The 24,510-nt window shown below is 30.0% G+C and carries 21 protein-coding genes and 1 riboswitch; of the genes, 11 read left to right on the top strand and 10 right to left on the bottom strand.

Annotated elements, in window-relative coordinates; translation table 11 throughout:
- The first annotated feature begins 100 nt into the window (after positions 1 to 100).
- Entirely contained in the window at positions 101 to 448 is a 348-nt protein-coding gene (locus H0I28_RS05400) for a hypothetical protein (RefSeq protein ID WP_218760851.1), read from the top strand.
- A 222-nt stretch (positions 449 to 670) separates the two neighbouring features.
- Here the strand turns inward: H0I28_RS05400 and H0I28_RS05395 are convergent, their stop codons facing one another.
- The 5 genes from H0I28_RS05395 to lysA all read right to left on the bottom strand — a co-directional run bounded on the left by H0I28_RS05395 (position 671) and on the right by lysA (position 5,604).
- Positions 671 to 817: a hypothetical protein gene (locus H0I28_RS05395; protein ID WP_218730533.1), complete on the bottom strand. Its 147-nt coding sequence runs from the start codon at positions 815 to 817 to the stop codon at positions 671 to 673.
- A gap of 24 nt (positions 818 to 841) precedes the next feature.
- Entirely contained in the window at positions 842 to 2,965 is a 2,124-nt protein-coding gene (locus H0I28_RS05390) for a Tex family protein (protein WP_218760850.1), read from the bottom strand.
- A 175-nt stretch (positions 2,966 to 3,140) separates the two neighbouring features.
- Positions 3,141 to 3,653 (bottom strand): GNAT family N-acetyltransferase, encoded by a 513-nt coding sequence (locus H0I28_RS05385; protein WP_218761606.1) that lies wholly within the window; start codon positions 3,651 to 3,653, stop codon positions 3,141 to 3,143.
- A gap of 13 nt (positions 3,654 to 3,666) precedes the next feature.
- Positions 3,667 to 4,278: a fumarylacetoacetate hydrolase family protein gene (locus H0I28_RS05380; RefSeq protein ID WP_218730531.1), complete on the bottom strand. Its 612-nt coding sequence runs from the start codon at positions 4,276 to 4,278 to the stop codon at positions 3,667 to 3,669.
- Between the two features lie 96 nt (positions 4,279 to 4,374).
- Complete coding sequence (gene lysA, locus H0I28_RS05375) at positions 4,375 to 5,604, bottom strand: diaminopimelate decarboxylase (protein ID WP_218730530.1); 1,230 nt, start codon at positions 5,602 to 5,604, stop codon at positions 4,375 to 4,377.
- 301 nt (positions 5,605 to 5,905) lie between these two features.
- Between lysA and H0I28_RS05370 the strand changes: the two genes are divergently transcribed.
- From H0I28_RS05370 to H0I28_RS05355, 5 genes are all read left to right on the top strand, one after another.
- The gene (locus tag H0I28_RS05370; RefSeq protein ID WP_218730529.1) at positions 5,906 to 7,768 is read left to right on the top strand and encodes a DNA topoisomerase IV subunit B; all 1,863 of its coding nucleotides are present in this window, start codon (positions 5,906 to 5,908) and stop codon (positions 7,766 to 7,768) included.
- Positions 7,758 to 7,949 (top strand): hypothetical protein, encoded by a 192-nt coding sequence (locus H0I28_RS05365; RefSeq protein WP_218760849.1) that lies wholly within the window; start codon positions 7,758 to 7,760, stop codon positions 7,947 to 7,949. Before H0I28_RS05370 ends, H0I28_RS05365 begins: the two co-directional genes overlap by 11 nt.
- Positions 7,950 to 7,995: 46 nt before the next feature.
- Positions 7,996 to 8,130, top strand: coding sequence for a hypothetical protein (locus tag H0I28_RS17635; protein ID WP_302850271.1), 135 nt, complete (start codon positions 7,996 to 7,998; stop codon positions 8,128 to 8,130).
- Between the two features lie 180 nt (positions 8,131 to 8,310).
- Positions 8,311 to 11,064, top strand: a complete 2,754-nt coding sequence (locus H0I28_RS05360) for a DNA gyrase/topoisomerase IV subunit A (RefSeq protein WP_218760848.1) — start codon at positions 8,311 to 8,313, stop codon at positions 11,062 to 11,064.
- 155 nt (positions 11,065 to 11,219) lie between these two features.
- Positions 11,220 to 12,539, top strand: coding sequence for a LuxR C-terminal-related transcriptional regulator (locus tag H0I28_RS05355; RefSeq protein WP_218760847.1), 1,320 nt, complete (start codon positions 11,220 to 11,222; stop codon positions 12,537 to 12,539).
- A 150-nt stretch (positions 12,540 to 12,689) separates the two neighbouring features.
- Here H0I28_RS05355 and H0I28_RS05350 read toward each other — a convergent pair whose 3' ends face one another.
- Together H0I28_RS05350 and H0I28_RS05345 are read right to left on the bottom strand one after the other, a co-directional pair.
- Entirely contained in the window at positions 12,690 to 13,820 is a 1,131-nt protein-coding gene (locus H0I28_RS05350; protein WP_218760846.1) for an ABC transporter substrate-binding protein, read from the bottom strand.
- Positions 13,820 to 14,857, bottom strand: a complete 1,038-nt coding sequence (locus H0I28_RS05345) for a GMP reductase (RefSeq protein WP_218760845.1) — start codon at positions 14,855 to 14,857, stop codon at positions 13,820 to 13,822. The genes H0I28_RS05350 and H0I28_RS05345 overlap by 1 nt, the downstream gene beginning before the upstream one ends.
- Positions 14,858 to 14,932: 75 nt before the next feature.
- A riboswitch (cobalamin riboswitch) is annotated at positions 14,933 to 15,180 on the top strand.
- Positions 15,181 to 15,318: 138 nt separating this feature from the next.
- Between H0I28_RS05345 and H0I28_RS05340 the strand changes: the two genes are divergently transcribed.
- Complete coding sequence (locus H0I28_RS05340) at positions 15,319 to 17,256, top strand: TonB-dependent siderophore receptor (RefSeq protein WP_218760844.1); 1,938 nt, start codon at positions 15,319 to 15,321, stop codon at positions 17,254 to 17,256.
- A gap of 64 nt (positions 17,257 to 17,320) precedes the next feature.
- On the opposite strand, the gene H0I28_RS05335 is transcribed toward H0I28_RS05340, so the two are convergent.
- Genes H0I28_RS05335 through H0I28_RS05325 form a run of 3 tightly spaced genes read right to left on the bottom strand, consistent with a single transcriptional unit; the run spans position 17,321 to position 19,172 of the window.
- The gene (locus tag H0I28_RS05335) at positions 17,321 to 17,833 is read right to left on the bottom strand and encodes a hypothetical protein (RefSeq protein WP_218760843.1); all 513 of its coding nucleotides are present in this window, start codon (positions 17,831 to 17,833) and stop codon (positions 17,321 to 17,323) included.
- A 3-nt stretch (positions 17,834 to 17,836) separates the two neighbouring features.
- A complete protein-coding gene (locus H0I28_RS05330; RefSeq protein WP_218730520.1) occupies positions 17,837 to 18,556 on the bottom strand; it encodes a DUF3307 domain-containing protein in 720 nt (239 codons plus the stop codon).
- A 1-nt stretch (position 18,557) separates the two neighbouring features.
- The gene (locus tag H0I28_RS05325; protein WP_218730519.1) at positions 18,558 to 19,172 is read right to left on the bottom strand and encodes a sigma factor-like helix-turn-helix DNA-binding protein; all 615 of its coding nucleotides are present in this window, start codon (positions 19,170 to 19,172) and stop codon (positions 18,558 to 18,560) included.
- A gap of 239 nt (positions 19,173 to 19,411) precedes the next feature.
- Here H0I28_RS05325 and H0I28_RS05320 point away from each other — a divergent pair, with 239 nt between their 5' ends.
- The 4 genes from H0I28_RS05320 (at position 19,412) to H0I28_RS05305 (ending at position 24,432) form a co-directional block, all read left to right on the top strand.
- Positions 19,412 to 21,733 carry an ATP-dependent helicase gene (locus tag H0I28_RS05320; protein ID WP_218760841.1) on the top strand — a complete coding sequence of 774 codons (2,322 nt, stop codon included), beginning with the start codon at positions 19,412 to 19,414 and terminating at the stop codon, positions 21,731 to 21,733.
- A gap of 141 nt (positions 21,734 to 21,874) precedes the next feature.
- Positions 21,875 to 22,531 (top strand): DUF4290 domain-containing protein, encoded by a 657-nt coding sequence (locus H0I28_RS05315; RefSeq protein ID WP_218730517.1) that lies wholly within the window; start codon positions 21,875 to 21,877, stop codon positions 22,529 to 22,531.
- Positions 22,532 to 22,534: 3 nt separating this feature from the next.
- Positions 22,535 to 23,845: a UDP-N-acetylglucosamine 1-carboxyvinyltransferase gene (gene murA / locus H0I28_RS05310; protein ID WP_218730516.1), complete on the top strand. Its 1,311-nt coding sequence runs from the start codon at positions 22,535 to 22,537 to the stop codon at positions 23,843 to 23,845.
- Positions 23,846 to 23,883: 38 nt separating this feature from the next.
- Positions 23,884 to 24,432 carry an HNH endonuclease gene (locus H0I28_RS05305; protein ID WP_218753297.1) on the top strand — a complete coding sequence of 183 codons (549 nt, stop codon included), beginning with the start codon at positions 23,884 to 23,886 and terminating at the stop codon, positions 24,430 to 24,432.
- The last annotated feature ends 78 nt before the right edge of the window (positions 24,433 to 24,510 follow it).

Here is a 24,510-nt window from a genome sequence, read left to right as displayed (position 1 = left end):
CATTCTAAATTTTCAATTATAATATTATGTGTATATAATAATAGAAAGAAGCGTATTTTAGAAATGGTTCTTAAATATTAAAATATCTTTCTGATAAATTATGCAAATTATCAAATTAAGTGAAGCAGAAGAAATAAATGACTTCACAAAAGTATTAAGAGTTGAAAAAGGTGTTATCTACCTATTTCACGAAAACAATAAAGTAGTAAACAGTTGCTTTGTTGAAATGGAGGATAAACTTTTAAAAGAAACTAAATTATTGAATTTAAGTAATTTAAAATTAGGTGAAACTGAAGAAATAAATGGCTTTACAAAAGTACTTAGGGTTGAAAAAGGTGTTATTTATCTATTTTTCGAGAACAATAAAGTAATAAACAGTTGCTTTGTTGAAATGGAGGATAAGCTATTTATTGAAACTAAACCTTTTAATAGAATAGACCTTAGGTAGGTACTTTAATAGAGAATATAGTTTTTTTTCTTAATTCTATATTCTCTATTATTTTATTTTTTAAGGACGATTTTACTTCACCAAAGCTAATTGAATTCGTTTTTTCGCTATATCAATTTCTAAAAATTCACAATAATTGTGAAGGAAAAAGAACAATTATTTTTTACCTTAAAATTAGGAAACAAAAAAAACTTTTTTTTAAAAAAATTCGAAGGAAATATATTACTTCAATTTTGAGAGTTCTTTTTTAACATCGTCCCAAGTTGTTTTTTTCTTTTTGTTAGATTCATTAACTTCTTGTTGTATCTCATTCTTTTGAGAATCCGTTAAGTCATCCCAAAGATCATTTTTTTCTGTTTTATTGCTCATTTTATAAATATAAGAATTATTATTTTACTTTACTAAAGCCAATTGAATTCGTTTTCTCGCAATATCAACTTCTATTACTTTTGCAATAATTTGTTGTTGTAGATTTACAATTTTGCTTACATCTTTTACAAACGTATCCGATAAATTAGAAACGTGAATTAAGCCACTTTCTTTGATTCCAACATCTACAAAACAGCCGAAATTGGTAATATTATTTACAATTCCTGGTAAGAGTTGCCCTATTCTTAAATCGGCAATCGTTTTAATGTTTTTATTAAAAGAAAATACTTTCGCTTTTTCTCTTGGGTCCAAACCTGGTTTTTCTAATTCTTTAATAATGTCTTCTAGAGTAGGCAAACCAATAGTTTCTGTAATATAATTTTTTAGGTTTATTTTCTGAATTAATTCTTTATTACCAATAAACTCAGAAACTTTTATGTTATTATCTTTAGCCATTTTATCAACCAAAGCATAACTTTCTGGATGCACGCCAGAATCATCTAACGGATTCTTTCCTTTTTTAATTCGTAAAAAACCAGCAGCTTGTTCGTATGCTTTTCCTCCTAAACGAGGTACTTTTTTAATGGCATTTCTAGAAGTAAAAGAACCATTTTCATTTCTATGATTTACAATGTTTTCGGCCAATTTAGGTCCAATTCCAGAAACATAACTCAACAAAGATTCACTTGCAGTATTAATGTTTACACCAATGGTATTTACACAACTTTCTACGGTTGTATCAAGAGATTTTTTTAGTTTTGTTTGATCTACATCATGTTGATATTGTCCAACTCCAATTGATTTTGCATCAATCTTAACCAATTCAGCTAATGGATCTTGCAACCTTCTTCCGATGGAAACAGAACCACGAACAGTAACGTCAAAATTTGGGAATTCATCTCTTGCAATTTTAGAAGCGGAGTATATAGACGCTCCAGCTTCACTTACTACAAATACATCAACCGGATGTTTAAATTCAATTTTCTTTACCAATTGCTCCGTTTCTCTTGATGCAGTTCCGTTTCCAATAGCAATTGCTTCAATTTTATGCGCTTCTGCTAAAGAATTTATTTTTTTGATGGCTTCTATGGTTTGATTTTGTGGTGCATGCGGAAAAATAGTTTCATTATGCTCTAAATCTCCTTGCTCATTTAAACATACAATTTTACAACCAGATCTAAATCCAGGATCGATTGCTAAGATTCTTTTTTCGCCTAAAGGAGCACCTAAAAGTAATTGCTTTAAGTTTTTAGAAAATACGGTTATAGCATCTTCATCTGCATTTTCTTTTGCTAATGATAATCTTTCGTTAGATAAAGATGGATACAATAAGCGTTTATAAGCATCTTTTATAGCGAGCTCTATTTGTGGAGTGCATTCGTTTTGCGTACGAATAATTCGTTCTTCCATTTTTTGAATGGCTCTTTCTGTATCAATTTCTATTTTAACACGGATAAAACCTTCATTTTCTGCTCTTAAAATTGCTAAAAAACGGTGTGATGGAATTCTACTTAAAGATTCGCTCCAATCAAAGTAATCTTTAAATTTTTGCGCTTTTTCATCTTCAGACTTTGTTTTTATTACTTTAGATGAAATTGTAGCATAACGTTCTAATTCGCGTCTAATATTATTTCTGATATCTGTGCGCTCATTAATCCATTCTGCAATAATAAATCGTGCCCCTTCAAGTGCATTATCAATAGTTGCAACTTCCTTGGATGTGTATTTAGATGCAGTATGTTCTAAGTTGTTTACACGCTGACTTATGATCATTTTTGCCAGTGGTTCTAAGCCTTGTAAACGAGCTGTTTCTGCTTTTGTTTTACGTTTTTTCTTAAATGGTAAATACAAATCTTCTAAAGCAATTAAATCTCTAGAAGTAGTAACTTTTTGTTCTAATTCTGATGTTAAAACATTTTGTTCTTCTAATGCTTTTAAAATGGCTTTTTTTCGCTTTTCTAAGACCTCAAAAACTTCTTTAAATTTAACGATTTCTCCAATTTCTACTTCATCTAAATTACCTGTCATTTCCTTTCTATATCTACTTATAAAAGGAATTGTAGCATCTTCATTTAACAATGAAATAGTGTTTTCTACAGATTTAGAAGAAAGTTGTGTTTGCTGAATTATATATTGAAGGATTTGCATTTTTTATTTGAATTTTATCAGAAAAAAGAAACCTCATAAAAATGAATTTATGAGGTTGCTAATATAATAGATTTTTGTCTCCTTGAACGCAGTGGAAAGGTTAAAAAGTTCTCGAAACTTCGTTTGCTACTTTCAATCAAAAAATATTTTGATTTCAGCAATGATCGAAGAGATATTATGAAATTACTTTTTCAAAAGCCAATCTTTTTGCATTGTAATTGGTGTAAATTATTCCACAATAAGTGTAACCTAATTTTTTGATTAAAGATTGCATTCCGATATTTTCTTCATGTGTATCTATCTTTAAACTTTTTACTTTTTTATCTTTTAATTGTTGATGAAATTCATCAAATAGAAAAGTAGCTAAACCTAATTTTCTAAATTCCTTTTTAATCGCCATTCTATGAATAACTCCGTATACTTCTGTTTCATCAATACTCCAATTACCATCAATAACTTTATAGGTTGGTTCTGGATTTACAGTAAACATAGAAGTTGCCATTACTTGATTTTCATCATTAATAACAACGTAACTTTCGCCTTTTAGAATATCATTTTCTATTTGCGCTGTATTTGGATATCCGTTTTGCCATTGATCAATATGTAAAGATGCTAAAAGTTCTTTGGCATCATTAATAATAATCATAATTTCTGAAACGTCTTCAATTTTAGAAAGTCTAATTTTCATCAAAAAAAATAAATTATATCATTTTAAAATCTAACAACAACTCTCCGTTTACAGAACATTGTAATTGATCTCCTTTAAAAATTTCTCCTTTACCAAGAGCAGGTGTTCCTGTAAAAATTAAATCTCCAGGTTGTAACGTCATGTACTTTGATATAAACACAATAATATCAGCAAAATCGTTAATCATATAAGCCGTATTACTTTTTTGTTTTTCTTCTCCATTAATTTTTAAATCGAAATCGATATCTGCTAAATTATAATCAGCAACGGGTTTAAAACTAGAAATAGGTGCAGCGCCATCAAAACCTTTTGCAAAATCCCAAGGATGTTTTGTTTCTCTAGCATCTTTTAAAATATCTGTTGCCGTATAATCGATACCAACAGCAATTTCAGAAATGTAAGAATTAGCGTCTTCTTTAGCAATGTTTTTTCCTTCTTTACCAATTTTAACAACAAGTTCAACTTCGTAAATTAATTCGTTTGTAATGCTACTTGGGTATTCTACATCACAATTAACAGCCAAACTACTTTCTGGCTTAGAAAAGATGAATTTTTTACCTTTCTTTTTGTCTTCGATATCTTTTAAGTCGGTAACGTAGTTGCTTCCAATTCCTAATATTTTCATTTTAAATTTGTTTTAAATGTAGAAGGTAAATTTAATAAAAAAATCCACCAAAAAATATATTTTCTGATGGATTTATGACTTGTTTAAAAGCTTTTTTTAAGCTTCTACTTTTTCTGTTTTAGAAAAATCTACTACAACTTGGTTGTGTAAAATATCTTGAATAGTTTGTCTTTTTCTAATAAGGTAATCTTTTCCTTTATGCACCATAACTTCTGCAGGAATATAACGAGAATTGTAGTTAGACGCCATTGAGAAACAATATGCACCAGCATTGTGGAAACATAAAACATCTTCTTCGGAAATCTCTGCAATTCTTCTATTTGATGCAAACGTATCCGTTTCACAAATATAACCTACTACTGAGTAATAACGATCTCTTCCTTTTGGGTTAGAAATATTGGTAATGTGGTGGTAAGAATCGTACATCATCGGTCTTACCAAGTGATTGAAACCAGAATCTACATGTGCAAAAACGGTAGAAGTTGTTTGTTTAACAACATTTACTTTCGCTAAAAAAGAACCTGCTTCAGAAACTAAAAATTTACCAGGCTCAAACATTAAAGTAATGTCTTTACCATAATTAGCACAAAATTCATTGAATCTTTCTGATAATTGCAAACCTAATTGCTCTATATCTGTAGAAATATCTCCTTCTTTATAAGGAACTTTAAATCCACTTCCAAAATCGATAAAATCGATGTTTTCGAATTGTTTAGCAACATCAAATAAAATATCAGAAGCACGTAAAAAAGTATCGATATCTAAAATATCAGAACCAGTGTGCATGTGAATTCCGTTGATGTTCATTCCCGTATTTTCTACCACACGTTTAATATGAGGTACTTGGTGAATCGAAATTCCGAATTTTGAATCGATATGACCCACAGAAATTTTAGAATTTCCACCCGCCATAATATGTGGGTTGATACGTACACAAACAGGAATATCTGGATGTTTTTGTCCGAATTGCTCTAATATAGAAAGGTTATCAATGTTAATTTGAACTCCCAATTTAGCAACTTGTTCAATTTCAGATAAAGAAACACCGTTTGGCGTGTAAATAATATCGTGAGGCTCAATTCCTGTTGTTAAACACAATTGTACTTCTTGAAAAGAAACAGTATCTAAACCAGAACCTAAGTCTTTAAAGAACTTTAATATATTAATATTAGAAAGTGCTTTTACAGCATAATTTAACTTTAAACTTTTAACACTACTAAAAGCATTTGTTAGTCTGTTGTATTGAGATTCTATTTTATCTGTATCGTAAACATATAACGGACTTCCGTATGTATTTGCTAACTTAATTAATTGTGCGTTTTTCACTTTGTTTTATTTTATATCAGACGTCAAAAGTAATAAAATTGTTTAGTAAATAATGACTTGTTTGAAAATATAACATATTGTTTTTTTTTGTGATTTTTATGCGGAATTTGTATTTTTGAGTTCCTGTTAAATTTGATGATTTTACCTTAATTTTTTTAGATTTTATTTTTTATAAGTTGATGAAATTTAGAGAAAAAAAACGTTAAAATCATGTTGATAACTAATTGTCTGAATCCTTTTATTTTAGTTTGTTTAATGCTATTTTAGCAAGGCTTCAAACCTAACAATAGTAAGATATTTCATGAGTCAAGAAACAAAATATACCGAAGATAATATCAGGTCTTTAGACTGGAAAGAGCATATAAGAATGCGTCCCGGAATGTACATTGGTAAATTGGGCGATGGGTCTTCTGCAGACGATGGAATATACATTCTTGTAAAAGAAGTTTTAGACAACTCTATAGATGAGTATGTTATGGGCGCCGGTAAAACCATTGAAATCTCTATTCATGGAAGCAAAGTTATTGTTAGAGATTACGGACGTGGAATTCCTTTAGGGAAAGTAGTTGACGTAGTTTCTAAGATGAATACTGGTGGAAAATATGACTCTAAAGCGTTTAAAAAATCGGTAGGTTTAAATGGAGTTGGTACTAAGGCGGTAAATGCACTTTCGTCATTTTTTAGGGTAGAATCTTCTCGTGAAGGAAAATCTGCTTCGGCAGAATTTAGCCAAGGAAATTTAGAAAATCAAGAATTTTTAGAAGAATCATCTCGTAGAAAAGGTACTAAGGTTTCTTTTATTCCGGATGAAGAAATATTTAAAAAGTACAAATTCAGAAATGAGTATGTAGCCAAAATGTTAAAATATTATGTGTATTTAAACCCCGGTTTAACCATAATTTTTAATGGAGAAAAATTCCTTTCGGAAAACGGATTGAAAGATTTATTGGAAGATAACAACAATGTAGATGATATGTTGTATCCAATAATTCACTTAAAAGGAGATGATATAGAAGTTGCCATTACCCATAGTAAAACGCAATATTCAGAAGAATATCATTCTTTTGTAAATGGGCAACATACCACGCAAGGAGGAACGCATCAATCTGCATTTAGAGAAGCAATTGTAAAAACAATTAGAGAATTTTACGGCAAAGCTTTTGAAGCTTCAGATATTAGAAAATCTATTATTTCTGCGGTTGCTATTAAGGTAATGGAACCTGTATTTGAAAGTCAGACAAAAACAAAATTAGGTTCTACAGATATGGGAGGAGATTTGCCAACTGTAAGAACTTATATTAATGATTTCTTAAAAACAAAACTAGACAATTACCTGCATAGAAATACAGATGTTGCAGATGCGTTACATAGAAAAATTGTTCAGGCAGAGAAAGAGCGAAAAGAACTTTCTGGAATTAGAAAATTAGCAAAAGACAGAGCTAAGAAATCTAGTTTACACAATAAAAAATTAAGAGATTGTAGAATCCATTTGGGGGATACAAAAAAAGAAGCGTATTTAGAGTCTACACTTTTTATTACAGAGGGAGATTCTGCATCTGGTTCTATTACAAAATCTAGAAATGTAAATACACAAGCCGTTTTTAGTTTAAAAGGAAAGCCTTTAAATTCTTACGGATTAAGTAAGAAAATTGTGTATGAAAATGAAGAATTCAATCTTTTGCAAGCTGCTTTAAATATAGAAGATGGTTTAGAAGATTTGCGTTATAATAATATTGTAATTGCAACCGATGCCGATGTAGATGGTATGCACATTCGTTTGTTATTGATTACATTTTTCTTGCAATTTTTTCCTGAATTAATAAAAGAAGGGCATTTATATATTTTAGAAACTCCGTTGTTTAGAGTTCGAAATAAAAAAGAAACGTTTTATTGTTATTCTGATGAAGAGAAACGAGAAGCAATTGATAAATTAAGGGGAAAACCAGAGATAACTCGATTTAAAGGTTTGGGAGAGATTTCTCCGAATGAATTTGTGCATTTTATAGGTAATGATATTCGTTTAGATCCTGTAATGTTAGATAAAGAAATGTCTATTGAGCAAATGCTAGAGTTTTATATGGGAAAAAATACTCCTGACAGACAGAAGTTTATTATTGAGAATTTAAAGGTTGAATTGGATACTATTGAAGAGGATGAAATATAATAAAAAACTAATTAAGAATATTCTAACCGGAATTTTTGCTTTGATTTTATTGTTTTGGTTGTTTCAAATAGATTGGAATAACATGTCTAGTAAATCTAATTCTGGTGCATTATTTGGAGTTTTATCTGGTGCATTGTTTATAATTTCTATGCAAATAAAAAATAAAGAACCTAAAAAATAAGCATGAAAATTGGAGGTTTCAATTTGGAACTTCCAATTCTGAAACGATGAGTTTACGTTATGCTCCAATGGTTTTTACAGAACAAGGAGTTACCATATTATCTAGCTTATATGAATTGGTGGAGAAGAAAGAAAATACGCTAGAGAGAAATAAAATTGGTTTTAAAAAAGGAAAAAAATAAAGAATATAGTTGTTAAATATACTTGCGTTAGGGATTGAAGTGACATCCTTTTTTATTTTTCATAAAAAAGATACAACGAAAAGCCCGACCTTTAGGTAACGCCCAAAAGCTTTATCTACATTTATATTTTAAATATAGAAAAATACATAGTTCAACGATTAAACTGTTAAACGTTTAAAAATGAGTGAAGAAATTAACGAGAACGAACACGAAGAAGAATTAACGAATCCTGAAAATCAATCTGATTCTCTAGAAAATCCGGCAGAAGCAGTAGAAACCATAACCAAAGTTACAGGGATGTACAAGGAGTGGTTTTTAGATTATGCTTCTTATGTAATTTTAGAAAGAGCGGTTCCGTCGTTAGAAGATGGGTTAAAACCAGTGCAGCGTAGAATTATGCATTCTATGAAAGATTTGGATGATGGACGTTATAATAAGGTAGCGAATATTGTTGGTCATACCATGCAATATCACCCACACGGTGATGCTTCTATTGCTGATGCCATGGTGCAAATTGGTCAGAAAGAATTGCTGATTGATATGCAAGGAAACTGGGGTAACATTCTTACAGGAGATAGGGCTGCTGCTTCTCGTTATATTGAGGCTCGTTTGTCTAAATTTGCCTTGGATGTTGTTTTTAATCCGAAAACTACTGCTTGGAAAATGTCTTACGACGGACGTAGAAAAGAGCCGATAGATTTACCTGTAAAATTTCCGTTATTGTTAGCACAAGGAGCAGAGGGAATTGCGGTTGGTTTGTCTACTAAAATATTACCACATAACTTTATTGAATTAATAGATGCTTCTATAAAATACTTAAAAGGGAGAAGTTTTAAAATTGTTCCTGATTTTTTAACAGGAGGAATTGCAGATTTTACTCATTATAATGATGGAAAACGTGGGGGAAAAGTAAGAGTTCGTGCTAAAATTCATCAACTAGATAAAAAGACGTTGGTGATTACTGAAATTCCGTTTTCTACGACTACCACAACTTTAATTGATAGTATTTTAAAAGCCAATGATAAAGGGAAGATTAAAATAAAAAAGATTGAAGATAATACAGCTGCAGAAGTAGAAATATTAGTGCATTTACCGCCAAATGTATCGCCAGATAAATCGATTGATGCGTTGTATGCTTTTACAAGTTGCGAAACATCTATATCGCCTTTAGCATGTACCATAGAAAATAATACACCTGTTTTTGTAGGTGTTTCTGAAATGTTAAAACACTCTACAGATTTAACAGTTCAGTTGCTTAAAAAAGAATTAGAAATTCAGTTAAACGAACTAGAGGAGCAATGGCACTTTTCTTCTTTAGAGCGTATTTTTATAGAAAACAGAATTTACCGAGACATAGAGGAAGAAGAAACTTGGGACGGTGTAATTGAGGCGATAGACAAAGGATTACAACCACATATAAAACATCTAAAACGTGCGATTACTGTAGACGATATTACACGTTTAACAGAAATTAGAATTAAGAAAATATCTAAGTTTGATATTGATAAAGCAAGACAATTTATAGAAGGTTTAGAGGAAAAAATTGCTGTAGTTAAAAATCATTTGGCAAATTTAATAGAGTTTGCCATAAACTACTTTAAGCGATTAAAAGAGACTTACGGAAAAGACAAAGAACGAAAAACAGAAATTAGAATTTTTGATGATATTGTGGCTTCTAAAGTAGCAATGAATAATGCAAAACTCTATGTAAATAGAGAAGAAGGGTTTATAGGAACTTCTCTAAAAAGGGATGAGTTTGTAACCGATTGTTCTGATATTGATGATGTTATTGTCTTTAGAAAAGATGGTGGAATGATGGTCTCAAAAGTAGATTCTAAAACCTTTGTGGGTAAAGATATTATTCATGTTGCTATCTTTAAAAAGAAAGACAAAAGAACCGTTTATAACTTTATGTATAGAGATGGAGCAAGAGGCATGTCTTATATGAAACGTTTTAACGTTACGTCTGTTACAAGAGATAAAGAATACGATTTAACCAACGGAAATAAAGGGTCTATTGTACATTATTTTAGTGCAAATCCAAATGGAGAAGCAGAAGTTGTAACTGTAAATTTACGTGCAGCTGGTAGTGTTAAAAAATTAAAATGGGATATCGATTTTGCAGATTTAGCTGTAAAAGGTAGAGCGGTAAGAGGAAATAGAATTACAAAGTATGCTATTAAATCTGTAGATTTTAAATCTGAAGGTGTTTCTACATTAAAACCTCGTAAAATTTGGTTTGATGACACCGTGCAGCGTTTAAACGTTGATGAAAGAGGTGAGTTGCTGGGTGAATTTAGAGCTGAGGATAAGTTATTGATTGTTACACAAAGTGGAAAAGCAAAAGCGGTAAAACCAAACTTAGCAATGCATTTTGAAGATGATATGATTGTCTTAGAAAAATGGAAACCTAACAAGCCAATTTCTGCAATATATTTTGATGGTGAAAAAGAGCGTTACTATGTAAAACGTTTTTTAATTGAAACAACTGAAAAAGAAGAAGAATTTATTTCTGATCATGTAAAAAGTCAGTTAGAAATTGTTGCAACTGATTATAGACCAATTGCTGAAGTTCAATTTTCTAAAAGAAGTTTAGAAAACGAAGAAGTTAATTTTGAAGAATTTATAGCTGTAAAGGGTATAAAAGCGCAAGGAAATCAATTAACAACAGATAAAATTAAACAGGTTAATTTATTAGCACCTTTACCTTTTGAAGAACCAGAAGAAGAAGTATCTGAAGATATAGATGATGCTGATGAAGAAGTTATTGAAGATGAATTGCCTATTGATATTCCAATACCAGAAACTAAAAAACCTATTTTAGAAGAACTGTCTGCAGAAGAAAAAGCTAAAATTGCATTACAAAAATCGATAGCAAGAAAAAAAGCAGAGCAGAAAAAAATAGATGATGAAAATCAGACGAAATTGTTTTAATAAATATTTATTTTAAGGTTTTATGGAAGATAATTCTAGATTAAAGGATAACGATAAAAAGGAAGATAAGTCACCTGAGATTCAATATCAAAAAGACAAAACAAAACAGCAACAAGAGCAACAACAACAATAATAATAATAATAGGAACGTTTGCATGAAATTTAAGGCACTACTACTTTTTCTTTTTTTTGTAGTATCTACTTTTTCTCAATCTGAAATTTATTATTTTAAAGATGCTAATAGCAGTTTAAGTTATAGTGACATTGCTCAAGAAGAATTTAAACCTCTAAATAAACAAGTTTTAGAAAAACATTCTGATGCTACTTTTTGGTTTAAAGTGCCTGCTAATAAAACTGACTTAAATTATATATTTAGAATTAAAAGTATAAGAGCCACTAATGCAAAGGCATATCAAAATTTAAGTGAAATTAAAAAGTTGAATAACCAAAGGTATTCATCTTTTAAATTTTCTAGAGGATCACCAATCTATATAAAAGTTAGTTCTAATTTTAGTTCTTATTTTCCTGTTGAATTAAATACAGTGGAAGATGCTACTTTTGAAGAAAAAATACAATTACTTATTGATGGTTTTTATTATGGAGTCGCTTTTTTAGTAATTTTGTTCAGTATTAATTATTTTTATTTTTTTAAAGACAATTCATTTTTATATCATGCCTTTTTATTGGCAAGCTTAACGCTTAGTTTTATTTTATCGGACGGTATTTTGCATTTATTTGCTGTAGATGAAAAAAATATTGAATTTTTAATTCTTTTAAATTATGTGATACTCACATATTGCTCTTCTAAGTTTGCTAATGGTTTTCTGTTAATAGATGACTATTATCCTAAAGTAAAAAACTATACTTATATTATAGGTGGTGCTATTATTCTATTTGTAATTTTATTTTTAATCTTTAAAAAGAATGATTTATATATAATCTTAGGTATTTTAACATCGATAATTCTACTTATCTATTGGTTTTTAGGTGTGTTACTTTTTAAGGAAAACACGCATACTAAATTATTTACGTTTTCTTATGTAATTATATTGTTTAGCGGAATAGATTTTTATGTTTTAAAAAATTTCGGAATTTCTTTATTTGAAACCAATGCCACTAATTTAAAAATAGGTGGTTTTATACAGATTATAATCCTTTCATTTGCTGTGATATATAGGGAAAAGGATTTAAGAAAGTATAACTCTTTAATGAAAAATGAGATTATAAAGTTTTCAGAAGAAATAGAGCAACTTACATTACAAGAGGAACCTATAAAGATAAAATTAGATGTTTTAAGTTTTAGAGAAAGAGAAATTTTTAATTTAATTGTATCTAGTAAATCAAATAAAGAAATAGCCGCTGAAGTAAATATCTCTGTAAATACTGTAAAATTTCATGTCAAAAATATTTATGGAAAATTAAATATTAAAAGTAGAAAAGAAGTTTTAACATTAAAAAAAGTCATAAAACACTAGGGTTTTTAGTTGAAACCACCCAAATACTACCCCAATACTACCCGTAAAATAAATAGAATTACTTAATATATATAGTAAATTTGAAATATAAAATTACCCCCAATAATTTTAAAAGTAAAGACCTCCAATAGAAATATTGAAGGTCTTTTTTTATTTCATTTTCTCAAAAAATGTCATTTTATAATCGGGCAATAAATCTGGATTTGTAATTTTAATAAAATCTTTTAAAACTAAATCAGGTCTCGTAGCAGCTAATTCATAATATATAATTCCGCCCGTTTTTCCTTTCTTGATTGTAGATGTATAAACTTTATCATTTTTAAAAGCATCAAATTCAGCATAAATTTTATTGCTTTGTAATAATTGCTCTTTGGTAGAAAAAAATCCAGGAGAAATCCAATATTCAGCATTCTGACCTTTATCAAAAATACTTTCAAAACTTAGAGACAAACTTCCTTTTCCTTTTGTGTCTTTCCATAAGTAATTAAGGTTTGCGTCATTTATAAATTGTGCCACAAAACTTTCTCCTGCGGGTAAATTCCAAATATCTTTACTCATGATTGCACCAGACAAAATGGTTGGTTTTTTTGTTGATTTTAGTGCGATTTGTTTTGCTGCTAAATAATTATCTTCAATTACTTTAAAAATACTATCAGCTTGTTTTTCTTTATCAAAAAGAACACCAAAAAATTTAATCCATTCTGCTCTTCCTAAAGGAGTTTCTTCTAACCAATCTCCATTATAAATTACATTTATTCCTGCTTTCTGTATAGTTGTTAGGCTTTTATCTGCAGAAGTAACACTATAACCAACCACTAATTCTGACTGTAAGTCTAATAGTATTTCAGTATTTAAAGAGGTTTCTTTTCCTATTTCTTTTATTTTTCCTGCATCAATTAACTGTCTTGTTTTTTCTGATGATACATATTTAGCATAAGGAAAACCGATAATTGAAGTTTCTTCGTTTAACAACTCAACCATAGGGATATGTGTTGTAGAAGTAACTACAATTTTTTGAATAGGAGTAGAGATGGTGTTTTCTAAAGGTGTATTATTTTCTGATTTATTTTTAATAATATATTCAGTAACTTCTTTAGAGTTCTGATAGGCAGATTTTATAACTAACTTTTTAACGCCATTATCTTCTACAATATCAAATCCCTTTGCGTACTTAATACTACTTTTTACTTGTGTATGATTATCAACTTTAACAGCTTCTTTTTTACAAGAAACGGTCATCAACAAAAATAATAAAACAGGAATTAAATTTATGTTTTTCATTATGAATATACTTGATTTTCTTGCTCTTGAACTCTAATAAAAGTAGTTCTTTTGGTCAATTCTTTTAACCTACTTGCACCAACATAGGTACATGTAGATCTAATTCCGCCTAAAACATCTATAATAGTATCGTCTACATTTCCTCTGTAAGGAACTTCAACCGTTTTTCCTTCGGAAGCTCTATAATTTGCAACACCACCAACATGTTTATTCATGGCTGTTGTAGAACTCATTCCGTAAAAAGCTTTAAATTTTTCTCCATTTTTTTCAATCAATTCACCACCACTTTCTTCATGTCCAGCAAGCATGCCGCCTAGCATTACAAAATCTGCACTACCACCAAAAGCTTTAGAAAGGTCTCCAGGAATTTTACAACCTCCATCAGAAATAATTTGTCCCCCCATACCATGCGCTGCATCTGCACATTCTATAATAGCAGAAAGTTGCGGATAACCAACTCCGGTTTTTACACGAGTTGTGCAAACCGATCCCGGACCAATACCTACTTTTATAATATCTGCACCAGCTAATAATAATTCTTCAACCATTTCTCCAGTAACTACATTACCTGCAATAATTACTTTGTTAGGATGGGCTTTACGCATTTTCTGAACAAAATTTACAAAATGTTCCGAGTAGCCATTGGCAACATCAACACAAATAAAGTTTATTTTCGGAAAATCGGATAAAATTTGTTTTACTTTTTCAGAATCATCTTTTCCTGTCCCTGTACTAACGGCAATATTATTTAAAGTTTTTTCATCAGCTTTTGCTGCAAATTCTCTCCATTCTTCTATAGAATAATGTTTATGAATTGCGGTGAAAAGTCCGTGTTTTGCAAGAGCTTTTGCCATTTCAAAAGTACCAACAGTGTCCATGTTTGCAGCCATTATAGGAATTCCTTTCCAGACAACATCGCTGTGTAAAAAAGTAAACTCTCTTTCTAAACTTACTTGTGATCTCGATTTTAATGTAGATCGTTTTGGGCGAATCATTACATCTTTAAAACCTAACTTTAATTCATTTTCTATTCTCATTTCTATCAAAATTATCAATCCTTAAAGGTATAAAATTTGGAAACGAATTAATTAGATTGTTCATAAGAATGCATATATATTTGCAAAGATTTTGGTTTTGATGTAGAGATAATCTGCATCGAATTAAAAGGGAATCTGGTTAAAATCCAGAGCTGTTCCCGCAACTGTAAGTTTATACTAAGTTTGTGCTGAGTTTATTTTTAGCATCATTTAGTCCCTCTTTAGAGGATGTTATTAATTCTTTTGCCACTGACATTTTTTTGTTGGGAAGGTATAATAACATAAAACGAGTCAGGAAACCTGCCATAAATCACGAGTTTAAAACTTTCGGGATAAAGGTTTATGTACTAATTCTATTTTGTACACAAATTTACCTGATTTATTTAGATTCCTTGTTTAACAAGGAGTGAAACATTATTGTTTTCTTGTAAAAGGAGAAGACTTAAATTAAATCATTAAAAATGAAAAAACAATTATTAATTGTTGGTGTTTTGGCATATAGTTTTGCTAGCACAAATCTTTTTGCACAGCAAAAAGAAAAAGTAGAAGCTTTAGATGAAGTTGTTGTTACAGCAACAAAATTCAATCTAAAAAAAGAGAATACTGGTAAGGTAATTCAGAAAATTACTCAAAAAGAATTGCAACAAAATGCTGGTAAAAATGTTATTGAAATTCTAAATAATGTTGTTGGTATTGATGTTAGAGGTGTAAATTCTAATGCATCTGAACCAAGAAGTATTAATATTAGAGGGGGAAGAAATAGACAAGTTTTGGTTCTAATTGATGGTGTGCCAGTCACAGATCAATCTGCAATTAATCAACAATTCGATTTACGTTTATTAGCCGTTAGTCAAATAGAATCTATTGAAATTTTAAAAGGAGCATCATCTACATTATACGGTTCTGGTGCAGCAACTGCAGTTATTAATGTTGTTTTAAAGAAAGCATCAGCAGATAAAATTTCTGGTTCTTTTGAAACAAGTGTTGGTACAAATAATACCGCAAATGTTAAAGAAAGCGGATTGTCTGACAATAACCAGAATGTAAGTTTAAACGGTACTTTAGGAAAACTTAATTTCTTAGGTTCTTTTAGTATTACTGGAACAGACGGAATGTCTGCTGCAAAAAGTAAAACAAATGCTGTTTATGAAAATGATAGTTTTTACAGTAAAAATGCGTTGTTAAAATTAGGTTATGCGGTAAATGATAAGTTTTCTATAGAGACTTTCTTAAATTATGATAATTTTGATTATGATTTTGACGCAGGGGCTTTTTCTGATAGTGATGCAAATACTGGAGATCAAGAGCAGTTTAGAGTTGGTGTAAAACCAAAATACACTTATAATAAAGGAGAAGTTTACTTATTAGCCTCTGCAAATGTGGTAGAAAGAAATCTAGAGCAATTCAATTCTTATGGTGGTACTTTAGATAACTACGAGTTTGTTGGTAGAAGTGTAAATTTAGATTTAGTAAATAGATATGATTTTAAGGATGGTAAAATTCAATTAATTACGGGTTTAAATTACCAAATTCATAGTAATAATACAGTTACTCCTTTTGCCGAAATTGAAAAAGGAATTGCAAACTTTAATACTGTAGATCCTTATGCAAGTGTAGTGTATATAACAGATTTTGGTTTAAGTGCCAATGTAGGTGGACGATTAAATATTCATAATGTATATGGTAATCATGCAGTTTATGACGGGAATCTTGCGTACTCAGTTTTAAAGAATGAAAATGCTACTATTAAGTTATTAACCTCTTATAGTACAGCTTTTATTACACCAAGTTTGTATCAATTATATGATGGTTTTTCTGGTAATTTAGATTTAAAACCAGAATCTAATGAAACTTTTGAAGCAGGTTTTGATGTAAATTATAAAGATTGGCTTCAGCTTGATGTGGTTTATTTTAATAGAAAGGAAGAAGATGCAATTATTTATGATAATGCTACTTACAAATATGGTAATGGTTCTTCAGATGCAAATGGTTTTGAAATAAATACCAATATTACACCTGTTAATTTCTTAACTGTTAACGCTTCTTATACGTATGTAGATAAAGATAAAACAGAAGATTTTAACGATTATATTCCTGCAAATAAATTTGTAGCAGGTTTAGATGTGGATGTTTTAAAAAATACATTCTTCAATATTACTTATAAAAATGTAGGAGATAGAAGTATTTATGATAGATATGGTTCTTTTGGAACCGCTGGAGAAGATGTTACTTTAGAGAGTTATCAAGTATTAGATTTTGCTGCTAATTATAAATTATTAGGAGACACTGTAACTTTATTTGGTGGAGTTACAAATATTTTAAACGAAGATTATGATGATATTTTAGGGTTTTCTACACGTGGTAGAAACTTTAAATTAGGAGTAAGACTTCAGTTTTAATAAAGGGAAATTTGCTATTTTCGAAAAGAGGAAGAAGACCATCTATTTTAGATGGTCTTCTTTTTTATAATAACTTTTTTACTTCATTTTTAATAATACTTATAACAGTATCTGTTGGAGGTAATGTTTTAGAGTAATCGATAATCACGTTTTCGCGTAATTCATTAGCAGTTTTTGCAGTTTCTGCAACTTGTCTTAATTTATTAATAATGGTATTTTTTGTAGCCACAACTGCTGTCCAAGAATCGTCTGTAATGTACATTTGCTGTACTAAATTATGTTCAAACTCTTGATCTATATTTGCAATCAACAATTGTAAATAATCTTGTGTATCTTCTGTAATTGGTTTAATTCTTACCAACATTTTAACAGGGTTAATGCGCTCACAAAACAACAACATTCTTTCGTAAGCCTGTAATTTTATTGGTAAAACTTCTTTTTTTCTTTGAGATAATAGCGCTATTTTTTCATCAGAACTTAGCTTTATGATTAATCTGTTAAAAATATAATAAGCAACGAAACCGGTAACAGCAGCGGGTAGAATATAAGCAATACTTTCTATTAGTTTATCTTCCATAAATTAGATGAATTTTAAAGTGTACAAATATAGTACTCCTAAAAAGATAGCAATACCAAAACTTAATAAAGTACCAATTAAAATATATTCGGTTAATTTTCTGTCTTTTGATGATGTTAAATCTCCAAATCTAAAAACAGATTTTGCTGCTAATAGAAAACCGATTGCTTCCCAATGATTGGTAATTACAAAGGTAAAAACAAATAAACGTTCTAGAATTCCTATATAACGACCTGCTTTTGCAAGAGAATCATCGTTTTCTTTTTTACTTTCAGGGTTCCATTGTGTAATTATTATTTTGATGATAATTGCAGAAACAAAAATAACTAACAGTAAAAAGATAATCAATAATAAGAGTTGATCTGTTATTAAGTTTTCAGTTGATAAAGAAAAATTCACATAAAAAGAAGTCGCAAACGCTAGTACGATAAGATGCAAAACTTGATCTATAAAGAACCAAATCCGTTTTGTTTTCTTTTTTTGAAGATAGAGTTTTAATAGGTCTATACCATAATGAGATGCTATAATTAACAAAAAAGCAAGCCAATATTCTTTTAAATTAAATTGAATGACTAACGCTAAAAATAGGGCATGAAGCGCAATGTGATAATATAAATTTACCGATTTCACTTTCTTTTTTTCTTTATTTTCAACCCATTTTTCTGGTTGAAAAACAAAATCTCCTAAAATATGAGCTAACAAAAATTTTAACAATAAGAGCATTTTATAAATGTGTTTTTTGATTGATAATTTTTCTAAAACGTTTTTCTAGTTTCATAATAGGTTCAAAACCAGCACGTTTTTGGCGTTCGCTAACCCGTCCTTGTGTAATTCCTAAAATAGCTGCAATTTCATTTTGAGTACTGTTTTCTGATTCTAAGGATATTTTAAATACTTCTGCAGAGTTTTTTGTCCAAGAATCCATGGTTAATAAAGCTAAATCAAAAGCTATATTTAGTTCTGCATCAACTTCTTGCCAAGGTGTTTTTATGGCAATGGTTTGTTTCTTTAAATAAGTGTCAAACGCATAACCAGAATTTATAAAAGCTTCACCGTTAGACGCTGTAATTTCTGGAGTATTAAATTCTTTTTCTCCGATTCCAATTCCAATTCTAACATCTATATCTACTGTAGATTTTAAATGAGATTTCAACTTTAAAGCTGCATAAAATGCATTTTCACAGTTTTCTATTTCTAATTGAAAACTATCTCCTCTGTAAATCTGCCAAAATTTTGGAGAGTCACCAAAAGTACTTAACGCCTCTTTTAGCGTTTCTAACCAAAAATTATCATCCTTTTTTCTAGAATTGATGATGTCGCCTGTTAAAATACTAGTCATTTGTAAATCTTAATTTTTAGCTAATATATCAATTATTAAGCTAAACAACAATATTATCTGTCTGTAAGCAGATATTTTAAATTATCTGTCTATAGGCAGATATTTGTTTTTATCTGCTCTTAAGCAGATATGTTTAGGTTTTCTTATGTAAAAATTGTGAATAAATAGTATTCATCTTCTTTTATAGAAACGAATAGTTTGGTTAATTTCACGCTTTCAAATTCCTTTAAAATAAACCATTGAGCACATATTTAGATTCTTTAAACGAACCACAGAGACAGGCTGTCTTACAGAAAGACGGACCCATGATTATTATTGCTGGTGCGGGTTCTGGTAAAACACGTGTATTAACCTATAGAATTGCGCATTTAATGAAGCAAGGCGTAGATTCTTTTAACATTTTATCACTTACATTTACCAACAAAGCAGCCAAAGAAATGAAGGCTAGAATTGCCGGTGTTGTAGGTCATAGTGAATCTAGAAACCTATGGATGGGAACCTTTCACTCCGTTTTTGCTAGAATTTTGCGTACCGAAGCAGACAAATTGGGGTTTCCAACTAATTTTACAATTTACGATTCTCAAGATTCTGTTCGTTTAATATCAGCAATTATTAAAGAGAAGAATTTAAATAGAGAACAATACAAACCCAAACAGATTTTAGGTCGAATTTCTTCCTTTAAGAATAGTTTAATTACGGTTAAAGCCTATTTTAATAACCCAGAATTACAAGAAGCAGATTTACATGCAAGTAGACCAGAAGTTGGTAATATCTATAGAGCCTATGTAGACCGATGTTTTAAGGCTGGTGCAATGGATTTTGATGATTTGTTGTTAAGAACCAATGAGTTATTGGCTCGTTTTCCAGAAACTTTGGCAAAATACCAAGATCGTTTTAGATATATAATGGTAGATGAGTATCAGGATACAAACCATTCTCAATATATTATTGTGAGAGCTTTGGCTGACAAATTCGGGAATATTTGTGTGGTTGGAGACGATTCTCAGAGTATTTATAGTTTTAGGGGAGCAAATATTCAGAATATATTAAATTTTCAGAAAGATTACCCGGATGTAAAAACCTTTAAGCTAGAGCAAAATTACCGTTCTACAAGTAATATTGTAAACGCTGCGAACTCTGTAATCGAAAAAAATAAAACAAAATTAGACAAAGAAGTTTGGACCTCTAATGATCCTGGAGATGCCATAAATGTAATGCGCACAATTTCTGATGGAGAAGAGGGACGTTTTGTGGCACAATCCATTTGGGAGAACCAAATGAACCATCAATTAACTCCAGATGATTTTTGTGTTTTGTATAGAACAAACTCACAATCTAGAGCTATTGAAGATGCGTTGCGTAAAAAAGGAATTGATTACAAAATTTACGGAGGAATCTCTTTTTATCAAAGGAAAGAAATTAAAGACATCTTGTCTTATTTACGTATTTTAATCAACCCAAATGATGAAGAAGCGTTAAAAAGAATTATCAATTATCCAGCAAGAGGAATTGGTGCAACAACCATAGATAGGTTAACAATAGCTGCAAATCATTATAAAAAATCTATTTTCGATATTATTAAATATATTGACAAAATAGATTTAAAAATAAATACGGGTACTAAAAATAAGCTTCGTAATTTTATGACGATGATGCAAAGTTTGCAAGTAGAATCGCAAACAAAAAATGCATTCGAAATTGCGGAAACTGTTGTAAAAAAGGCACAATTAATAAAAGATTTAGAAAAAGACGGAACGCCAGAAGCAGTTAGTAAAGTAGAAAACGTTCAAGAACTTTTAAACGGAATTAAAGATTTTATTACCGATAAAATTGAAGAAGGAGGCGATACTTCTTTAACTACTTTTTTAGAAGATGTGGCGTTGGCAACAGATTTTGATGCTAAAAAAGAAGATGACAAACCATCTGTTTCTTTAATGACTATTCACCAGTCTAAAGGATTGGAGTATATGTATGTGTATGTTGTTGGATTAGAGGAATCTTTATTTCCTTCTGCAATGAGTATGAATACGCGAAGTGAATTAGAGGAAGAGCGCAGGTTGTTTTACGTAGCTATAACAAGGGCAGAAAAAGTAGCTTATTTAAGTTATGCGCAAACCCGTTACAGATGGGGGAAATTGGTAGATGCAGAACCTAGTAGATTTTTAGAGGAAATAGATGATCAGTATCTAAATTACATCACTCCAAAAAGTACCAATCCAGCAATCAATAACTTTGTTGATAAAAGTATTTTTGATGATGCTCCAAAAGGAATTCGTTTTCAAAAACCGATTCAGCGTAAAAAAATGGAACGTGATTTGGTGAAGAAAAAAGAGATTATTATTCCTAAAAACCTAAAAAAGGTATCTCAAGCAACCTCAAAACCCAATTTATTTGATGGTAATATTGTTGTGGGTAATTTTGTAGAACACAATAGATTTGGAACAGGAGAGGTAATTGGATTAGAAGGAAATGGACCAAATAAAAAGGCAGAAATTAAATTTGGTACTGTTGGTAAAAAGAAATTATTACTTCAATTTGCCAAATTAAAAGTGATTGGTTAAAAATCAATCCATAAAACTAAAAATAAATTGTTATTTTGCAACGTTAAATAACTACAAACTATAATTTTTCAGTTCTAGTGTTTTCTTTTGGTTAAAATGATAAAGGAAAATGTATCGAGAACACTTCTCAAAAATATAAAAATGACATTCGATTTAGAATACAATTCAGAAAGACCGTTAATGATAATACCAGAATACGGCAGACATATACAAAAATTAGTAGACCATTGTTTGGCTTTAGAAACTAAAGATGAACGTGATAAAATGGCAAAAGCTATTGTAGATGTTATGGGAAATTTACAACCACATTTACGTGATGTACCAGATTTTAAACACAAACTTTGGGACCAGTTATACATCATGGCAGATTTTAAATTAGATGTAGAATCTCCATATCCTCAGCCATCTAAAGAAGAATTACAAGAAAAGCCAGAAGGATTAGCGTACCCAAAATCAGCCTCTAGATATCGTTATTATGGTAACAATATTCAAACAATGATAGATATTGCTTTAAGTTGGGAAGAAGGAGAGAAAAAAGAAGCTTTGGTATTTACAATTGCAAATCACATGAAAAAGTGTTATTTAAATTGGAATAAAGACACTGTAGATGATGCTGTAATTTTTAAACATTTATTCGATTTATCTGATGGTAAATTAGATTTAAGAAATACAGAAGAAGAACTTTCTGAAAGTAAAAACTTGTTAAGAAAGCCACGTACACAAGGGCAAAGTACAAGTAAAGGTACTTACAAGAAACCACAACATAGCAATCAAAATAAAAATAGAAAAAGATATTAGTACATGGCATCATTTAAAATTGAAGGCGGTCATAAATTAAGCGGAACCATTACTCCACAAGGAGCAAAAAACGAAGTTTTACAAATACTCTGTGCTGTTTTATTAACACCAGAAAAAGTTGTTGTAAATAATGTTCCAGATATTATTGATGTCAACAAACTAATTTTTATTCTTGGAGAATTAGGTGTAAAAATAGAAAAATTAAGTAGAAATTCTTACGCTTTTCAAGCGGATGAAATCAATTTAGAGTATTTAGAATCTGCAGATTTTAAAAGAGACGGAAGTTCTTTACGTGGTTCTATTATGATAGTTGGTCCACTTTTAGCTCGTTTTGGTAGAGGATACATTCCAAGACCTGGAGGAGATAAAATTGGTCGTAGACGTTTAGATACCCATTTTGAAGGATTTATAAGATTAGGCGCAAAATTCCGTTATAATAAAGAAGAGCATTTTTACGGCGTAGAAGCAGAAGAGTTGTTTGGTGTAGATATGTTATTAGATGAAGCTTCTGTAACAGGAACCGCTAATATTTTAATGGCGTCTGTTTTAGCTACAGGAACTACAAAAATTTATAACGCAGCTTGTGAACCTTATATTCAACAATTATGTAAAATGTTGAATTCTATGGGAGCTAATATCTCAGGAGTTGGCTCTAACTTATTAATCATAGAAGGAGTAGATGCTCTTGGTGGTTGTGAGCACAGAGTTTTACCAGATATGATTGAAATTGGTTCTTGGATTGGTGTTGCAGTAATGACAAGATCTGAATTAACCATTAAAGATGTTAGTTGGGACAACTTAGGACAAATACCTAATGTGTTTAGAAAATTAGGGATTATATTAGAGAGAAAAGGAGATGATATTTACATTCCTGAACAAGAATCGTATGAAATACAGAATTTTATAGATGGTTCTGTTTTAACCGTTGCAGATGCTCCTTGGCCTGGGTTTACACCAGATTTATTGAGTATTGTTTTGGTAATTGCAACACAAGCAAAGGGAACTGTTTTAATACATCAAAAAATGTTTGAAAGCCGTTTGTTTTTTGTTGATAAATTGATTGACATGGGGGCGAAAGTAATTTTGTGCGACCCGCATAGAGCCACTGTAATTGGTATGAATTTTGAGAGCTCATTAAAAGCTACCAAAATGACATCGCCAGATATTAGAGCAGGTATCTCCTTATTAATAGCTGCTTTATCTGCTAGAGGAACATCTATAATAAATAATATAGAACAAATAGATAGAGGTTACGAGAATATTGAAGCTCGTTTAAAATCTATTGGTGCTAAAATTGAAAGAATTGCTGAATAAGAAAAAGTTTTTTATTAATTTAAAAATACTTTTAGATCATGATAAGAAGTTTGTGGAAAGAAGAATGGAAGCATATTAAATTTGATGAGAAAATTTCTGATGTAAAAAAATTTAAGATTTCTAATTTAGGAAGAGTGCTTTATTTTAAAGAAGATAAAGAGTTTTTAAGAAATAAGAGTTTTATAAATGGATATGAAACTATTTATGTAAAGCAAGTTGCTAATAACAAATCTACAAGTAGATATGTACATAAGTTGGTGGCAGAGCATTTTTTAGAAAAAGAAAACGAAGATCAAATTTATGTTTTACATAAAAATTATGACAAAACAGATAATACTGTAGAGAATTTAAAGTGGGCAACTAAAAGAGAGAAAGAGTTGCATCAATTTAAAAACCCTGTGTATATAGAAGCTATTAAAAATAAAAAAACTAGTTATAAGCTTACAGAAGGAAAAGTAAAAATCATAAAAAGGCAACTTAAAAATAAAAGAACAAGAATCACAATGATTGCCAAACGATTTGGAGTTTCAGATATGCAAATTCATAGAATTAAATCTGGAGAAAATTGGAGCCATGTTAAAATATAAAGAGGTTAAAAATAGTGTCAATCTGACACTATTTTTTTGTTGGCAACGTTTTTGCCTTTTAATAGTAGACATTTTAAC

It is taken from the genome of Polaribacter sp. AHE13PA, assembly GCF_019278505.1.
Lineage (GTDB): Bacteria > Bacteroidota > Bacteroidia > Flavobacteriales > Flavobacteriaceae > Polaribacter.
The sequence above is the reverse complement of the archived record's forward strand: the minus strand, read 5'-3'. Positions and strand labels throughout refer to the sequence as shown.

What these genes read in the sequence shown, in the direction of transcription:
- H0I28_RS05345 (WP_218760845.1), bottom strand. Translation starts at nt 14,857, where the DNA reads ATGAGAATAGAAAATGAATTAAAGTTAGGTTTTAAAGATGTAATGATT.
- H0I28_RS05380 (WP_218730531.1), bottom strand. Translation starts at nt 4,278, where the DNA reads ATGAAAATATTAGGAATTGGAAGCAACTACGTTACCGACTTAAAAGAT.
- H0I28_RS05330 (WP_218730520.1), bottom strand. Translation starts at nt 18,556, where the DNA reads ATGCTCTTATTGTTAAAATTTTTGTTAGCTCATATTTTAGGAGATTTT.
- H0I28_RS05395 (WP_218730533.1), bottom strand. Translation starts at nt 817, where the DNA reads ATGAGCAATAAAACAGAAAAAAATGATCTTTGGGATGACTTAACGGAT.
- H0I28_RS05360 (WP_218760848.1), top strand. Translation starts at nt 8,311, where the DNA reads ATGAGTGAAGAAATTAACGAGAACGAACACGAAGAAGAATTAACGAAT.
- H0I28_RS05365 (WP_218760849.1), top strand. Translation starts at nt 7,758, where the DNA reads ATGAAATATAATAAAAAACTAATTAAGAATATTCTAACCGGAATTTTT.
- H0I28_RS05370 (WP_218730529.1), top strand. Translation starts at nt 5,906, where the DNA reads ATGAGTCAAGAAACAAAATATACCGAAGATAATATCAGGTCTTTAGAC.
- H0I28_RS05335 (WP_218760843.1), bottom strand. Translation starts at nt 17,833, where the DNA reads ATGGAAGATAAACTAATAGAAAGTATTGCTTATATTCTACCCGCTGCT.
- H0I28_RS17635 (WP_302850271.1), top strand. Translation starts at nt 7,996, where the DNA reads ATGAGTTTACGTTATGCTCCAATGGTTTTTACAGAACAAGGAGTTACC.
- H0I28_RS05350 (WP_218760846.1), bottom strand. Translation starts at nt 13,820, where the DNA reads ATGAAAAACATAAATTTAATTCCTGTTTTATTATTTTTGTTGATGACC.
- H0I28_RS05385 (WP_218761606.1), bottom strand. Translation starts at nt 3,653, where the DNA reads ATGAAAATTAGACTTTCTAAAATTGAAGACGTTTCAGAAATTATGATT.
- H0I28_RS05400 (WP_218760851.1), top strand. Translation starts at nt 101, where the DNA reads ATGCAAATTATCAAATTAAGTGAAGCAGAAGAAATAAATGACTTCACA.
- H0I28_RS05325 (WP_218730519.1), bottom strand. Translation starts at nt 19,172, where the DNA reads ATGACTAGTATTTTAACAGGCGACATCATCAATTCTAGAAAAAAGGAT.
- murA (WP_218730516.1), top strand. Translation starts at nt 22,535, where the DNA reads ATGGCATCATTTAAAATTGAAGGCGGTCATAAATTAAGCGGAACCATT.
- H0I28_RS05355 (WP_218760847.1), top strand. Translation starts at nt 11,220, where the DNA reads ATGAAATTTAAGGCACTACTACTTTTTCTTTTTTTTGTAGTATCTACT.
- H0I28_RS05315 (WP_218730517.1), top strand. Translation starts at nt 21,875, where the DNA reads ATGACATTCGATTTAGAATACAATTCAGAAAGACCGTTAATGATAATA.
- H0I28_RS05390 (WP_218760850.1), bottom strand. Translation starts at nt 2,965, where the DNA reads ATGCAAATCCTTCAATATATAATTCAGCAAACACAACTTTCTTCTAAA.
- H0I28_RS05305 (WP_218753297.1), top strand. Translation starts at nt 23,884, where the DNA reads ATGATAAGAAGTTTGTGGAAAGAAGAATGGAAGCATATTAAATTTGAT.
- H0I28_RS05340 (WP_218760844.1), top strand. Translation starts at nt 15,319, where the DNA reads ATGAAAAAACAATTATTAATTGTTGGTGTTTTGGCATATAGTTTTGCT.